Source organism: Wolbachia endosymbiont of Drosophila innubila (assembly GCF_021378375.1).
Lineage (GTDB): Bacteria > Pseudomonadota > Alphaproteobacteria > Rickettsiales > Anaplasmataceae > Wolbachia > Wolbachia pipientis.
Genome location: NZ_CP076228.1, coordinates 1,179,612 through 1,194,958, shown reverse-complemented (window position 1 = coordinate 1,194,958; position 15,347 = coordinate 1,179,612). Strand labels below are relative to the sequence as shown.

The following is a 15,347-nucleotide window of genomic DNA, read 5'->3' as shown; positions in this document are numbered from 1 at the left end:
TAAAAACTAGAGATTTTTGCTTCCTTAAATTTAGCAGACTTATAGAGTATCTTTAACATTAGAATTTCAAAATCTTCCATATACATCATCCAACCTCACTATATCATTATCAGATAAATGCTCTCCTATCTGAAATTCAACTATTTCAAGTGGAGAGCTTGTGCTTTTATAACATAGAAAAAATCAAGAATATTATTGGGTTTATTCAATAAGTTATAATTCTTTCCTTCCATAATTTTCAAATTGTACAACTAGTTGCTTTACATTTACATCTGTGAGAAGAGCATTTTTGCTAACATGAGGTCTCGGATCAGATTTTGCTGATAAGGGATTCATCTGAGATATTTCATCCCTCATTGGAAATAAGCGAGATTGGGAAGCAACTTTTGGTGATGGCCTAGTTTTTTTCTCCACATCTATATTCACTTGTGCAACAGGAGGGGTCCTGCTTTCAATAGTTTGCGCATTAGGACTTTCTTTTGCTTGATTTTGTTTGAATTTTTTTCTTATCTCTTGTACTTTAATATCGATATTATAATTAATTTCTTTTTCCATAGAAGATACTACCATTTCTAGCTTTGTGCTTGATTTTTGATCAGTATGACCTAACTTTTTAAGTTTTAGTGGTAATTCAGGTTTATCTTTAGTTGATTTAGGAACAGTTCCTACTACTTTTGGTTTTTGTCTAACTTCTTGACCAGCAGTAAACATTTTTTTTGGCAATGGGGGTGCTATTGATGGTTTTGGCAATATTGGAGGTTTAGATTGTTGTTTTTGTTTAAGTTCTCTTTTTGCTTCCATATGTTCTTTAGGAACTGTTACATAAATTAGCTCTTCTCTAGGCGATTTTGAACTTTGTGAATTTTCTGTTAAAATTTTACTCTTCTTCTCTTGATAATTTGATATCTCTTTGTATCCAGGCTTTTCATCTAATGAATTTCCATGGCCTGAATCATTATAATTAACTTCTACTTGTCTATCTTCTTTTAGAAAACTGCGTTCTGGCTTTTCTGGAGCTATTGCAATATTTCCTCTTTCAACTTGCTCCAAACCTGAAATTTTACGATAAGCCTCTAGATATTCAAAGATTGTCATTGAAGTAGGAGGAGGTAATTTATCAATAAAACTACTTATATTCTTAACTGGAACATTTCTTCCCGAGATTCTATTCAATATTTCCTTTAATATCTTAAGATCTGATGGCTTTCCATTCATCGATTTTACATAATCAATTGAGTCACTACGTATAACAAACTTAGCTACATCTTCTGCCTTATCTGTAAAACGCTTTAAGAGGTTGTCCGGAAACAAGTAAAAGGCTATAATATCTGAAATTTTAGTACGGGGTAAAGATGAGAAAAAAGTATCCAACAGATCTAAGCGAAAGGGAATGGGCAAGAATAGAAAAACACTTCAGAGTATCATACAAGAAAGGAGGAAGGCTGCCAAAGTATAGCAAAAAAGAAATATTAGAAGCAATTTTCTATGTATTGCGTACAGGGTGTCAATGGCGGTATTTACCAAATGATTTTCCGCTATGGAAGACTGTGTATGAGCAGTTCAGGCAATGGAAGAAGCAGGGAATTTTGAGAAAATGAATTATGAAATTACAAAATATAGTAGAAGAAAAATAGGAAAGAATGAGCAGCCGAGTGCCTGTATAGTAGATAGTCAATCTGTAAAGACTACAGAAAAGGGGGATCAAAGCTATGATGGAAGTAAAAAGTAAAAAGGGTAGAAAAAGGCATATAATTACAGACACTCAGGGTTTTATACTAGGTTGTTACGTAGGCGCTGCTAACGAAAATGATAGAGATGGTATTAAAATAGCATTAAACAATATGAGAACAAAATATACTAAAGTTAAAAAAAATGTGGGCTGACATGGGATACCAAGGAAGAAATTTAAAGAATCACATAAAGGAAGAATATGACATAGATATTGAAATTGTTAAAAGGCCTCCATGTAGATTTTGGGTGCACAAAGATACGCCACCTGAGCTACTACCAACAAGAGAACAAGGGTTTAAAGTACAGCCAAGAAGATGGGTTGTAGAAAGGACTTTTGCTTGGGTTAATAGGAATAGAAGGCTATCGAAGGAGTATGATTTACTCACAACATCCACTGAGAATTTCATATACCTAGCTATGAGTAGGGTTATGTTAAAGAGGGAATATGCTTGAATTTACTAGTTTCCGAACAACCTCTAATGCCTGAGATAAATCCCTTACCGTTTTATTATAATGTCTAATAGTTACTAACTCATCTCTTGCTTTTATAGCTTCTTTAAGGAAACCGAGATTTTCTCTATAATTGTCACTTTTAAATGGATCCTTCATATTAATTACAACTCATTATTTATTAAAATATGGGTATAGGTTTAAAATATTAAGATTTAGTAAATATTATTTTTTACATAAAGCAGCTATACCCATATTATAAATTGCCAACAAATGCATTTATGGCGTTACCATATTCTTCCATATACATCATCCAATCTCACTATATCATTATCAGATAAATGCTCTCCTATCTGAAATTCAACTATTTCAAGTGGAAAGCTTGTGCTTCTATTTTCAATCCTATGGGAAACTTCCCTTGGGATTTCTATCATATGGTCCTTTGCTATAGCATATTCTTTGTCTTCTAAACTAACATATCCAACTCCTGATAGCACTATATGGTATTCATCTCTATAGTGATGGAATTGCTTAGAAGTGCAGCTTAATGGATTGATAAAAAGATATTTTATAAGAAAATTTTCGCTCATTAAAATTATACTACAAAATCCCCATGGTTTAACTTCTTTCCTTATCACCTTTACTTTCTTAACTTTATGAATAAATGAAATTAGACTTTTGTTTGGTTGCTTACAAGCTCCACTCAATAAATTTTTATTACTTTCTGTCGTTGAAACTGGTTCTTTTTCTCTAATCACATGCTGAAATGATGCCGGTTCTTTACTAAACTTCTCACTCAATTCTAAAACTGAATTCCAAGTTCCAACATCCAACCAATCGAAATTAGCTTCTATCATTGCAACGTTTTTTGCTTTCTCCATCACCAAGTAATCAATGGATATGCCTTCAATTCCTGCAAAATCTCGTTGTTTTAAATACAGAAATCTCTCTTGCGGTGTGAAATATTTAAAACATAAATTGTAAAGATTCGGGGCAGATTTTTTAATCTCATCTATGTAGCGTTTTGCTTTAAGAGGTTGTTCGGAAACTAGTAAATTCAAGCATATTCCCTCTTTAACATAACCCTACTCATAGCTAGGTATATGAAATTCTCAGTGGATGTTGTGAGTAAATCATACTCCTTCGATAGCCTTCTATTCCTATTAACCCAAGCAAAAGTCCTTTCTACAACCCATCTTCTTGGCTGTACTTTAAACCCTTGTTCTCTTGTTGGTAGTAGCTCAGGTGGCGTATCTTTGTGCACCCAAAATCTACATGGAGGCCTTTTAACAATTTCAATATCTATGTCATATTCTTCCTTTATGTGATTCTTTAAATTTCTTCCTTGGTATCCCATGTCAGCCCACATTTTTTTAACTTTAGTATATTTTGTTCTCATATTGTTTAATGCTATTTTAATACCATCTCTATCATTTTCGTTAGCAGCGCCTACGTAACAACCTAGTATAAAACCCTGAGTGTCTGTAATTATATGCCTTTTTCTACCCTTTACTTTTTACTTCCATCATAGCTTTGATCCCCCTTTTCTGTAGTCTTTACAGATTGACTATCTACTATACAGGCACTCGGCTGCTCATTCTTTCCTATTTTTCTTCTACTATATTTTGTAATTTCATAATTCATTTTCTCAAAAATTCCCTGCTTCTTCCATTGCCTGAACTGCTCATACACAGTCTTCCATAGCGGAAAATCATTTGGTAAATACCGCCATTGACACCCTGTACGCAATACATAGAAAATTGCTTCTAATATTTCTTTTTTGCTATACTTTGGCAGCCTTCCTCCTTTCTTGTATGATACTCTGAAGTGTTTTTCTATTCTTGCCCATTCCCTTTCGCTTAGATCTGTTGGATACTTTTTTCTCATCTTTACCCCGTACTAAAATTTCAGATATTATAGCCTTTTACTTGTTTCCGGACAACCTCTAAACACAAATATTCCAGAGTTCCAATAATGATCGTTACTTAACTTACGCTCGGGCTTTTCTGTAAAATCTTTCACTATATGACATTTTTCTTTCTGATCATATACTGCATTTATATAGCCGTATTCAGAATTGAATTCATGAGGCTTAACCCCAAAAGTGACTATAGAGTTAGTTTCAGAGGCTAACTTAGACGCTTTTTGAGTAGAAGCATAAAAACTATTCAAATCACCTATAAAATGGTCTGAAGGCAGAATTAACATTGTCTCGTTTTCATTGCAGAGAAGTGCAGCAATTAATATTGCCGCTGCTGTTCCAATTTTCACTGGTTCGAAAATCACTTTATATTCTTGCAGTGCATGCAATTCCTCCATCACTAATGACTCGTACTGTATATTTGTAGCAATTATGGGCGGCATATAATCGCTTTTTAGCCTCAACAAAGTGTTGTGAAACATAGTGTTCTGACTAAATATTTTCTGAAATTGCTTTGGCTTAGATAAAGGCCAAAGTCTGCTACCACTACCACCACACAATATTACAGGGCGCATTTAGTTAAGATATTAATTAAATAATTAATATCTTATACTGAGGGCAAAATACATGCAAGTTTTTGTTGTGGAATAGTTAATAAAGAAAGTAAATGTTGATTTAAAGTAATTGCTAATGAGAGTGATCATGTGTAGCGCCTTGCCCTTGCTGTGAATTTCTTCTATTTTGTAATTCCTCAACATGACCTTTTCTTTTATCACTTAATATTTCATTACCCTTATTTTGTTCTTCCTCAGGACTCTTTAGTATTTCATTACTCTTGCTAACTTCTTTATCATCCCCTTGTTTCTTTGGCCTTCTAGCGTTAAGCTCATCCCATGTGCCCACTAGTGAATCACGATTCCCATGATCCGGCTTTAGCCTTTCTTCACCTTTAATAACATTAAAGTCACTTTTTGCTTCTTCCAAACATCCTTTCAGTTGGTGTTTCCACATGGTGTAGTAAGCATCACCATATTTTTTCTCATTTGCTACAAACAATAAAATTGGAGCCTTAAGTATGGTAGCTCCCATATCCACTAAATTTTTTACTGCCATTGCAGGAGTAAATAAAAGATAACCAAAAGACTTTGCAATTGGGTTTTGTTCGCTTATTAAATGCTCCCCTAACTTTATAGGAAGAGAAGTCAACAATTTAGTACAAACTTTAGCTAAACTTGTAGCAAAAACGATAGGAACAGATATAAGACTTTTATCTAGCTCTAGATTACCATTCTGATCTCTAATTTCTGAAAAATGGGTGCTTAGCTTCTTGTAATCACTAGTGTATAATAATTCTCCATTTCTTCCTTTTTCATCAACAACTTCCTGAACTTTACCTTCTTTATTTTTTACCTCTTTAGTTAGCACAGAAGAATTAGTTAATTCAAATGGATATTGAGGATCCTTAGTTTTTTCAGCTTCAAAAATTGGCACGTGTTTTTTCAAATCCATTCTCGAAAAGCCTAATGGCTCAAAATATGACTTATGCAACTCATTTATCGGAATTTGCTTACCCTGATTGTCTATATAATTGATAGTAAAATAAGATCTATCATTATCTTTATCTTTGGTAACTAAAGATAATCTGAAACTTGGTTGTTCTCCATTCTCATCTTTTGACCATACAAAAGTTTATAGGTTGGATTTTTATCTTTATCTAGTATAGCATTTCCATGCATATCCCTGTTTTCTATGATTTTAGCAGACTGTACAATTTGATCATAATTTTTTGGATACTGGCATTTCCTTCCATCATACATCATTACCTTTCTAAGGTCTTCGACGTAAACTTGAGATTCAGGTGAAGTAAGCAGACCTTTTGCTTTAAGTGTAAGATCTATTGCTCCCTTTTTTAATGCTTCAAACATATTGTCAAACCAAAATCGCTATAATGCTATAGTTCAATAATAAAACTAGTACACTAATAATATATTAACACAGCACCGGTGATTTTACAAGAAAATATGCCTGTAGAAGATAAAGATTGTAAAAGCGAGGGTTATATAAGTAATGCTTGATAAGTACTTTATGCATGTAATTGTAAAAATCCTCAAAGGTACGCTGTGTATATAATCTTCGCATACTACCTGCATTCCAAGAACTGCGTGCCAAAAAATGCAAAACAACAATACAACAAAAAATAAAAGCTCTAGAGGGTGATTAATAAATTTTTCACTAAAAGACAAAGAGCTATCAGTATAAAATGTGCAAGAAAATGAATAGATAAACCAAGGAAACAGGAACAGTAAAATTACTGCAGAAACACGCTGAACCCACCAATGATGTACTGAATTTCCAGACTGGCTCATATAAACATAAATAAAAAAGCCATAGTAGAAAGAAGTAGCGTTACTGTCAGCAGTATAGCACTCCTTGAAACGCCAGTAATTTCTAAATTAAGCCCAACATCCCTCAATAAATGACGAATACCATTAAGAAAATGATATACAAAACTTATAAAACATAAGACATAAGCTAATTTAGCAACAGGAGTGAATAATAATGCATTTAAGTACCTTACTATAAGTAACTCAGGAAAGTAAACATGTAATATGAAATACCAAGAAAGTATCATTAATAAAAGGAATAGCAAGATACCAGTCAATCTATGCATAATAGAGAAAAAACTAGTAACTTGTACTTTATATATTTGTAAATGTGGAGAAAGAGGTCTATCACTCATAAAATTCCGTTATCGGGAAATTAAAATAAAGTAGAAGTAAAGACAGCAGTATAGCACATAACAACACCATCATTAAAAATGGTAAATTATGTGCAAAGCCTAAGGAGGTAATCCAGCTGCAGATTCCCCTACTGCTACCTTGTTACGACTTCACCCCAGTCACCGATCCCACTTTAAATAACTCCCTCCTTGCGGTTAGGTCGTTAGCTTCGAGTGAAACCAATTCCCATGGCGTGACGGGCAGTGTGTACAAGACCCGAGAACGTATTCACCGTGGCGTGCTGATCCACGATTACTAGCGATTCCAACTTCATGCACTCGAGTTGCAGAGTACAATCCGAACTGAGATGGCTTTTAAGGGATTAGCTTAGCCTCGCGACTTTGCAGCCCATTGTAGCCACCATTGTAGCACGTGTGTAGCCCAGGCCGTAAGGGCCATGATGACTTGACGTCATCCCCACCTTCCTCCGGTTTGTCACCGGCAGTCTCCTTAGAGTGCCCACCATTACGTGCTGGTAACTAAGGACAAGGGTTGCGCTCGTTGCGGGACTTAACCCAACATCTCACGACACGAGCTGACGACAGCCATGCAACACCTGTGTGAAACCCGGCCGAACCGACCCTATCCCTTCGAATAGGTATAATTTCCATGTCAAGGAGTGGTAAGGTTTTTCGCGTTGCATCGAATTAAACCACATGCTCCACCGCTTGTGCGGGTCCCCGTCAATTCCTTTGAGTTTTAATCTTGCGACCGTAGTCCCCAGGCGGAATGTTTAACGCGTTAGCTGTAATACAGAAAGTAAAACTTCCCATATTTAACATTCATCGTTTACAGCGTGGACTACCAGGGTATCTAATCCTGTTTGCTCCCCACGCTTTCGCGCCTCAGCGTCAGATTTGAACCAGATAGACGCCTTCGCCACTGGTGTTCCTCCTAATATTTACGAATTTCACCTCTACACTAGGAATTCCTCTATCCTCTTTCAATCTCTAGATTAGCAGTTTTAAAAGCAATTCCAAGGTTGAGCCTTGGGATTTCACTTTTAACTTACTAATCCGCCTACGCGCCCTTTACGCCCAATAATTCCGAATAACGCTAGCCCTCTCCGTATTACCGCGGCTGCTGGCACGGAGTTAGCCAGGACTTCTTCTGTGAGTACCGTCATTATCTTCCTCACTAAAAGAGCTTTACAACCCGAAGGCCTTCTTCACACACGCGGCATGGCTGGATCAGGCTTTCGCCCATTGTCCAATATTCCCCACTGCTGCCTCCCGTAGGAGTCTGGACCGTGTCTCAGTTCCAGTGTGGCTGATCATCCTCTCAGATCAGCTATAGATCATTGCCTTGGTAGGCTATTACTCCACCAACTAGCTAATCTAATATAGGCTCATCTAATAGCAATAAATTTTTCCCCCGTAGGGCGTATACGGTATTAGTTGCCGTTTCCAACAATTATTCCGTACTACTAGGTAGATTCCTATACATTACTCACCCGTCTGCCACTAAGTTATACCATAGCAAGCTACAATATAACTCCGTTCGACTTGCATGTGTTAGGCCTGCCGCCAGCGTTCATTCTGAGCTAGGATCAAACTCTCAAATTTAGACTTCAACCTATAAAAGGTTGAGGGTACATCGGATAAATCCGACAAAAAATAATTTAGCTTAATACTGCTGTCTTTATTTCTACTTTAGAAATATTTTAATCTCCAACTATTCAAACAACTTTAAGAATATTATTATGTGATATAATCACTATGTCAATATGTTTTTGCAAATCAAAAGCATTAATGTATAAATATATAACTATTCAGAATATTACCATGAAAAAATACATCTTTCTGCTTGCACTCGCGCCAATGTTAGTTGGCATCACATTATACTTATTGCGCAACATTGATAACACAAAACAATCTATAACTGCAGGTGACAAGTTTTACGAAGTATTATTCTTAAAAAAAGATAATAAGCCGCTGCTAGAAGAAATAGATTCAAATTGGGAGTATTTAGCAAATTTTGAACGCGCATTCAATCATATCTCAGATTCAATGCCAACAGACACAGCATCTATTTATAATGATTTGGCAGATGATAAAGATGCTCCTAATGTTTTGCGTGAGTTAGCACAATATTTAGAAGTAATGAGCTTACTTCACTCCAACGGTGAAAAAATAAATAAAGACAAAATTGATAATTTAGAATCAAGCACAGTGTATCCTTATTCAAGCCAAGAAGCTATCGCTGTAGTAAAGATACATAATAACGACATTAAAGGTGCAACTGAAATATTGCGTTCCCTATTAAATGATAGAAAATGCCCTATCCTAATCAAAGCTAATGCACAAGAATTACTCAGGATATATGGGAGTTAACTCATTGGACTTTTTGCATAGCTTTTGGCAGCGCATCGGATGAAACGAAAAAACTTACTTGACACCCTTCGCCAGCTCCCTTATCATGATAGTGAAGCTATTGTATTTGCTTTCGCCAATCTGCAGATTAAAAGGTAAGGATTACTTAATGTATCGGCGTCTTATGTTCAATTTTTTGCAGTATATAGATACTGTATGTCTTTACAAAACTTCATCTACATCTAGATTTTTATCTAAATAAGCTGAACGCGCTTATAAAGCGTTACAAGACATCAAAAAATGCCAATACTCGACAGAGATAGTAAAAGACTAGCTAACTCGGGGGTTCTTTGTCTTTTTTTCTGCTTAGTAAACTTCTTAAACATTTGCAGCGTAAGTTAGTTGCAATTAAAAGCAGCTTAATCTTGCTTTTCAAGCGTTTAAAACATAAAAAACGCCAATATTTTAAAGCGGATAATAACCCCAGGGCTTCTTTTGCCTTTTTTTTATTTGGTAAATTTCTTAATATTTATGGCTAAAGATTGCACGAATGTTGCAATTACAAAAACGATTTCTACTAGGGTGTCATCCCAGTGCGTGACACTGGAATCCAGCCTTTATTATGCAGCCACTTGGTTGAAATTAAGTCTTCTGGATCCCAGTGTCAGCTACTTGGATGACACCATTCTTTTTCCTGGATCCAAGTAGTCAGGGCACTGGGATGACAGCTACCCTGACAATCGTCATCCCGCTGCTTGTTAGCGGATACCGCGGCGGTATGACGTAGAAGTTATACTTTTATGCTTACCAACTTAATAAAATTCCTGGATTCCAGTGTCAGCTACTTTCATGACACCAACAGTTGATATTGGTTTGTTGCTTTGCTAGCCAACTACTAGCTATGCCTCAAGTTTCCTATTCAAAATTTTCAATATCAAATCCAATTCATTTGGATTATCATACCGTATCATAACTTTACCCTTAGAATTGTTGTCATTAATTTTGATCTTTAAACCAAGTTGAGAAGATATAGCGCCTTCTATTACTGTCATATCTTGATTTCTAGTATATCTCTGCTCTTTTTGATTGTTGTTTTGATGTAGGTCCTTTATCAGTTTTTCAGTTTGTCTAACGCTTAAGCCCTGAGAAACTATTTTTTCTGCAATACTTTCTGCATTTTCAACATTAATCAACGCTCTTGCATGACCCATAGACAATTTTTTCTCATTGATCATTGTTTTCACCCTATCAGGGAGCAACAACATCCGAATCATATTGGTTATGTGGCTGCGGCTTTTGCCTATAGCTGAAGCTAATTCCTCATGTGTATAGAAAAACTCATCTATCAGTTTTCTGTAAGCTTCACCTTCCTCTATTGGATTAATATCTTGCCTTTGTATGTTTTCAATAATGGATACTTCCAAGCATTCCTTGTCGCTCAGATCTTTTATGATAACCGGTGCACTATCAAGATTTGCAATCTTGCTTGCTCGCCAACGACGTTCTCCAGCTATTATTTCATAACCATCATCATTTGAATCTTTGCGTACCACGATAGGCTGTATAATGCCACTTTTCTTTATCGAATTTGCAAGTTCTCTTAATGACTCCTCGTCAAAATGTTTCCTCGGTTGAAATTTGCTTGGGTGCAGTAATGAAATAGACAAATGCTCTTGTCGATCTTCTTTATTATCATAATTATCGCCTATGAGGCCGGCAAGACCTCTGCCGAGGCGTCTATCATCCTTCATACTACGCCCTCGCTTACTAGTTTCTTCTCCTTACAACTGCTCGCGTGCTTTTTTAAAATTTCCCTTGCCAAACTTATATATGCTTGTGCACCAGGACACTTAAGATCATACACAATAGCGGGTTTTCCATGAGAAGGCGCTTCTGATAACCGTACGTTACGTGGAATAACAGTCTCATACAATGGGATGATAGTTTTGTATACTTTATCATTTAAATACTGGCAAATATCGTTTTTAATCTGTTCACTGAGTTTGTTGCGCCTGTCATACATTGTTAACACTATCCCTTCTATTGCCAAAAAAGGGTTTAGGTTATTCCTTTTTATTAGCTCCACAGTTTTAACTAAATGGCTTAATCCTTCCAGAGCAAAAAATTCACACTGAAGAGGAACAATAATAGAATTAGCAGCAGTCAAAGCATTTATGGTCAGAAGCCCAAGTGATGGAGGGCAATCGATGATTATATACTCATAATTATCGCGTATCTTCTCCAATGCGCTTTTTAGTACGAATTTTCCTCGCTCAAGTTGCGATAATTCAATTTCTGCAGCTGACAAATCAACTACTGACGAAATTAGCGATAAATTCGGAATTTCCTTTATATTGAAAATTGCCGATTCTATCAATTTATTTTCGCTGCTTAGTAGTATTTTGTATATGTTTTTTTCTTCCCTACTACGATAAGAAATCCCGAGTCCGGTGCTAGCATTTCCTTGAGGATCAAGATCTACCAATAAAGTGCTTTTTCCCACAGCAGCAAAGGCTGTCGACAAATTTATACTAGTTGTGGTTTTGCCAACTCCACCCTTTTGATTTACTATTGCAATAATCTTGCTCACGCCTTTTATCTTATGTATAAAATAATTCTATTGTATATATGCAAGAAACTTTTGCATTAGAAAATTTTTTTGTTGCTAACCACACTAAAATTAGACTGTCTTTTTTGCTTTGTGTAACACACTTTGAACCTTGTTTCCTAATTCATTCAGAGTGAATGGTTTTGGCAAAAAGTGAAAATCTTCTATATTGATGTCATCACTCTTTAAAAAAGCATCTTCTGCATACCCAGAAATAAAAATAACGTTGATATTTGGCCTATGGGTCAATGCTTCTTTAACTATTTCTGGGCCGCTCACCTCTGGCATGATTACATCAGTGATTATAAGATCTATATGTTGACTTTTTTTACTGATTATTTCTGGCGCCTCGCTGCCTATGCTTGCTTCTATTACATCAAATCCTTTTCTTTTGAGTGCTTTAGAGATGAATTCCCTTACTGAATCTTCATCTTCGATTAATAAAATTATACCATTACCTTTAATTTCACTTACTACCGGTTTTTCTGTTTCTTCACTATCTTCCTCTCTATCATTTTCATCTGATATGTAAACCATGGGCAAAAATATGCTAAATTTAGTTCCATGATTTACTTTGCTAGCAACATAGATGTATCCTTCAGTTTGTTTAATAATGCCATATACAGTAGAGAGGCCAAGACCTGTACCAGAGGTAATATCTTTGGTAGAAAAAAATGGATCAAAGATCTTTTCAGTTGTATCACTCGTCATTCCACATCCAGTATCAATTACTTCAATCACAACATAATTTCCATGTTCAATCGCTTCCTTGTCTGGAGAAAACATATCCTGAGGTGTAGAATTTAATGAGTCAATCTTTTGATTAAAGGTTCGTATAGTTAATTCTCCGCCCTTTTCCATAGCAGCACTAGCATTGACTGCTAAGTTAAGTATAACTTGCTCTAATTGCCCTTGATCAGCCCTAACAGCACCCAAGTCTCTACCATAATAAATATTAAATTTTATATTTTCACCTATTAATCTTTTTATCATTTCATAAAGATTAGCTATAGTATTATTTACATCAATAATTTTTGGCTGCAAGGTCTGTCTTCTTGAGAAAGCAAGCAATTGTCTTACTAAATTTGATCCACGCTTTGCATTTTGCTGTATCTGTATTATATCTCCAAAAGATGGGTCACCAGCTGAGTGTTGGAGTAAAAGCAAATCGCAAAATCCTATTATCCCAGTCAATATATTGTTGAAATCATGCGCAATACCACCTGCTAACTGCCCTATAGCTTGCATCTTTTGATAATGCTCAAGCTTTATCTCTAGGTTTTTGTGTTCAGTATTGTCAATAAAATAACAAAGTATGAAGATCATTTTATTATGAAGAAACTTATTGAAATATATTTTTATGTTATTACCGCCGTTGAGCTGTACATCAAAAGACGCATTATTTATTCTATTACTCGAAAAATATTCACGTATTTTCACATGATAACTATCCAATATCAACGTAAAGATTGAATTATTATCTGACCCTGCAAGCTTTATTAGTGCCGTATTTTTCTTTATAAAGTTGCCGTTTATGTCACATTGTGCAATAGCAATTGATGAATTTGCAAAACAAGGGTGTAATTGATAATCAACAATATTTGATTCGGTTGGTGTTATAAAGCCATATATATAGCTATGGTTGTATTTATCACAAAATATAGCAGTGCTCATATAAGCCTTGAATGGAATACCACTTATAGTAAAAAACAAAATTTCATTATCGGTTGTTGTATTGTTATATTTAGATTGAGATATAAAATCACTGATTGAGCTACCTTTTTCCAGTTTTTTTAGTTCAAATATGTCTAAAAATCTTTTATTTACAGATAAAATCACCCCTTTGGCATTTGCAATGTAAGTTCCTATGCTGTGTTTTTCTATTAACTCTTCATATATCTGCTCCTTGTTTATCTGTGTTGCTTTTAATACAAAATACCCATCTGGCCTTGCTATTGGCACTAATGATAAATTTAAAATCTTATTACTATTTATAGCAATTTGGGGATTATCTGGTATCGGCTCAAAGAGCAAAAGAAAGTTAGATACTCTATTCTTCTTGTTTAAGGAAATGCATACCTGTACAGAAGAGTTATTTTTTAGTGCATGATAGAGTACTTTTTTGTCTGCTTCTGAAACATCTCCTATTTCAAGAATCTTGTCTAACGTAATGTCATCATCTATATGATCTTTAAACCTTTCGTAGAACCTTGCATCAGCATAAATAATACCTTCATCTTTATGTAAAATAAGGCAAAATTCTGTATTATGATTTAGTGCATTTGCAAATATTGCATTTTGAAATTCTATAGTATTAAGTAGGTATCTGTAGCGTTTTACATTATACATCATAAAGAGAGTTGTTAGAATGCTAACTAATAAATTAATCTCTATATTAATATGCTGACTATATATATCAAAAAAGTAGAGTATCGATATTGCTACTGGAGGTAAGAGCATAATAACTGCCATCACAACAATTGACATTCCATAATTTCTTAGTATGAAGTCAACCCTGTTCTCTTTTTTGTTATCTATGTATCTTTTATTCATTATTGTTACTTGGCATTGTTGTACATACGAAAATGTTCTATTATATTGATTTAATTATTATAGATTTATTAACGTCTTTGATAGATAATTATCATCCAAATCTAATTAAGTTCCTTAAATATCAGATATAACAATGTTAATAAGCTAGCAAGAGGATATTATGGAAAAACAAAAAACACAAGCATTTAAATGGTTCTGTGCACTAAGAGATAAGATTATAGAATCTTTCTTATTAATTGAAAAACAATCATCCGCAGAGCCAAAAATCGAAAAGAGAAAGTGGGATCGCCCAGGTGGTGGAGGTGGTGAATCTACAATTATTTTTGGTAATGTTTTTGAAAAAGTTGGAGTAAACGTTTCAAAAGTACACGGAAAATTTGCAGATTTAGCCATTAATGAAATTCCTGGTGCAAGTGAAAGTAACGGAGAGTTCTGGGCAAGCGGTATATCTTTAGTGTCTCATATGCAATCGCCCCTTATCCCTGCAGCACATATGAACACAAGGCTGATATATACTTCAAAACAATGGTTTGGTGGAGGAATGGATTTTACGCCAATATATAAAAATGAAGAAGATTGCAAGTATATTCATGAATCAATCAAAATGACATGTGATAGATTTGACACCGGATATTATCCAAAATTTAAAGAGCAATGTGACAACTATTTTTTCTTACAACACAGAAAAGAGCCGCGTGGTATTGGTGGCATTTTCTATGATAATCTGAGTTCTAGCAACTGGGAAAACGATTTTGAGTTCACAAAAGCAGTAGGTGAAGCCTTTTTGGAAATTTATTTGCACATCATACGTAAACATATACAAAAATCTTGGACAAAAGAACAACGAGAAAATCAATTAATAAAACGTGGCAGATATGTAGAATTCAATCTGTTATACGATCGTGGCACAAGGTTTGGTTTAATGACTGACGGCAATCCAGATGCAATTATGATGTCAATGCCACCACTTGTTAAGTGGTTATAGAGAGCTG

Annotated in this window: 11 protein-coding genes, 1 rRNA gene and 5 pseudogenes; 3 read left to right on the top strand and 14 right to left on the bottom strand. The window is 35.0% G+C overall.

From position 1 onward, the window contains the following. Window positions 1-213: 213 nt before the first annotated feature. The gene (locus J4T77_RS06475) at window positions 214-1,311 is read right to left on the bottom strand and encodes a hypothetical protein (protein WP_233641034.1); all 1,098 of its coding nucleotides are present in this window, start codon (window positions 1,309-1,311) and stop codon (window positions 214-216) included. 41 nt (window positions 1,312-1,352) lie between these two features. Between J4T77_RS06475 and J4T77_RS06470 the strand changes: the two are divergent. Continuing rightward, a pseudogene (locus J4T77_RS06470) lies at window positions 1,353-2,184 on the top strand (IS5 family transposase). Here the strand turns inward: J4T77_RS06470 and J4T77_RS06465 are convergent. The 9 genes and pseudogenes from J4T77_RS06465 to J4T77_RS06425 all read right to left on the bottom strand — a co-directional run bounded on the left by J4T77_RS06465 (window position 2,164) and on the right by J4T77_RS06425 (window position 8,447). Further along, the gene (locus tag J4T77_RS06465; RefSeq protein ID WP_182282794.1) at window positions 2,164-2,340 is read right to left on the bottom strand and encodes a hypothetical protein; all 177 of its coding nucleotides are present in this window, start codon (window positions 2,338-2,340) and stop codon (window positions 2,164-2,166) included. The pseudogene J4T77_RS06470 and the gene J4T77_RS06465 overlap by 21 nt on opposite strands. 128 nt (window positions 2,341-2,468) lie before the next feature. Beyond that, a pseudogene (locus J4T77_RS06460) lies at window positions 2,469-3,212 on the bottom strand (cupin domain-containing protein); the annotation flags it as partial. Window positions 3,213-3,238: 26 nt separating this feature from the next. Then, a pseudogene (locus tag J4T77_RS06455) lies at window positions 3,239-4,068 on the bottom strand (IS5 family transposase). Window positions 4,069-4,125: 57 nt separating this feature from the next. Continuing rightward, a pseudogene (locus J4T77_RS06450) lies at window positions 4,126-4,677 on the bottom strand (sugar phosphate nucleotidyltransferase); the annotation flags it as partial. 112 nt (window positions 4,678-4,789) lie between these two features. After that, entirely contained in the window at window positions 4,790-5,611 is an 822-nt protein-coding gene (locus tag J4T77_RS06445; RefSeq protein ID WP_233641032.1) for a hypothetical protein, read from the bottom strand. Between the two features lie 122 nt (window positions 5,612-5,733). After that, window positions 5,734-6,027, bottom strand: coding sequence for a hypothetical protein (locus J4T77_RS06440; protein WP_233641031.1), 294 nt, complete (start codon window positions 6,025-6,027; stop codon window positions 5,734-5,736). Window positions 6,028-6,111: 84 nt separating this feature from the next. Beyond that, window positions 6,112-6,468 (bottom strand): succinate dehydrogenase, hydrophobic membrane anchor protein, encoded by a 357-nt coding sequence (gene sdhD, locus J4T77_RS06435; RefSeq protein ID WP_010963113.1) that lies wholly within the window; start codon window positions 6,466-6,468, stop codon window positions 6,112-6,114. Then, the gene (sdhC, locus tag J4T77_RS06430; protein ID WP_010082037.1) at window positions 6,465-6,842 is read right to left on the bottom strand and encodes a succinate dehydrogenase, cytochrome b556 subunit; all 378 of its coding nucleotides are present in this window, start codon (window positions 6,840-6,842) and stop codon (window positions 6,465-6,467) included. The genes sdhD and sdhC overlap by 4 nt, the downstream gene beginning before the upstream one ends. Before the next feature lie 100 nt (window positions 6,843-6,942). Further along, window positions 6,943-8,447: ribosomal RNA gene (locus tag J4T77_RS06425) — 16S ribosomal RNA — on the bottom strand. Between the two features lie 153 nt (window positions 8,448-8,600). Between J4T77_RS06425 and J4T77_RS06420 the strand changes: the two genes are divergently transcribed. Further along, on the top strand, window positions 8,601-9,215 hold the full coding sequence (locus J4T77_RS06420) for a hypothetical protein (protein ID WP_010963111.1): 615 nt from the start codon (window positions 8,601-8,603) through the stop codon (window positions 9,213-9,215). Between the two features lie 559 nt (window positions 9,216-9,774). Here J4T77_RS06420 and J4T77_RS07660 read toward each other — a convergent pair. The 4 genes and pseudogenes from J4T77_RS07660 to J4T77_RS06400 form a co-directional block, all read right to left on the bottom strand. Beyond that, window positions 9,775-9,858 (bottom strand): annotated as a pseudogene (locus J4T77_RS07660) (WPE palindromic element domain-containing protein); the annotation flags it as partial. 235 nt (window positions 9,859-10,093) lie between these two features. Then, complete coding sequence (locus J4T77_RS06410) at window positions 10,094-10,945, bottom strand: ParB/RepB/Spo0J family partition protein (RefSeq protein WP_190321385.1); 852 nt, start codon at window positions 10,943-10,945, stop codon at window positions 10,094-10,096. Then, window positions 10,942-11,784: a ParA family protein gene (locus tag J4T77_RS06405; protein ID WP_006280226.1), complete on the bottom strand. Its 843-nt coding sequence runs from the start codon at window positions 11,782-11,784 to the stop codon at window positions 10,942-10,944. Before J4T77_RS06405 ends, J4T77_RS06410 begins: the two co-directional genes overlap by 4 nt. A 90-nt stretch (window positions 11,785-11,874) precedes the next feature. Then, window positions 11,875-14,355, bottom strand: a complete 2,481-nt coding sequence (locus J4T77_RS06400) for an ATP-binding protein (protein ID WP_190321386.1) — start codon at window positions 14,353-14,355, stop codon at window positions 11,875-11,877. Window positions 14,356-14,515: 160 nt separating this feature from the next. Here J4T77_RS06400 and hemF point away from each other — a divergent pair, with 160 nt between their 5' ends. Beyond that, window positions 14,516-15,340 (top strand): oxygen-dependent coproporphyrinogen oxidase, encoded by an 825-nt coding sequence (gene hemF / locus J4T77_RS06395; protein ID WP_190321387.1) that lies wholly within the window; start codon window positions 14,516-14,518, stop codon window positions 15,338-15,340. Window positions 15,341-15,347: the final 7 nt, after the last annotated feature.

Excerpts from the sequence above, each read along its gene's own strand:
- J4T77_RS06440 (WP_233641031.1), bottom strand. The coding sequence starts at position 6,027 with ATGTTTGAAGCATTAAAAAAGGGAGCAATAGATCTTACACTTAAAGCA.
- J4T77_RS06465 (WP_182282794.1), bottom strand. The coding sequence starts at position 2,340 with ATGAAGGATCCATTTAAAAGTGACAATTATAGAGAAAATCTCGGTTTC.
- hemF (WP_190321387.1), top strand. The coding sequence starts at position 14,516 with ATGGAAAAACAAAAAACACAAGCATTTAAATGGTTCTGTGCACTAAGA.
- sdhC (WP_010082037.1), bottom strand. The coding sequence starts at position 6,842 with ATGAGTGATAGACCTCTTTCTCCACATTTACAAATATATAAAGTACAA.
- sdhD (WP_010963113.1), bottom strand. The coding sequence starts at position 6,468 with ATGAGCCAGTCTGGAAATTCAGTACATCATTGGTGGGTTCAGCGTGTT.
- J4T77_RS06420 (WP_010963111.1), top strand. The coding sequence starts at position 8,601 with ATGTCAATATGTTTTTGCAAATCAAAAGCATTAATGTATAAATATATA.
- J4T77_RS06400 (WP_190321386.1), bottom strand. The coding sequence starts at position 14,355 with ATGAATAAAAGATACATAGATAACAAAAAAGAGAACAGGGTTGACTTC.
- J4T77_RS06410 (WP_190321385.1), bottom strand. The coding sequence starts at position 10,945 with ATGAAGGATGATAGACGCCTCGGCAGAGGTCTTGCCGGCCTCATAGGC.
- J4T77_RS06445 (WP_233641032.1), bottom strand. The coding sequence starts at position 5,611 with ATGGATTTGAAAAAACACGTGCCAATTTTTGAAGCTGAAAAAACTAAG.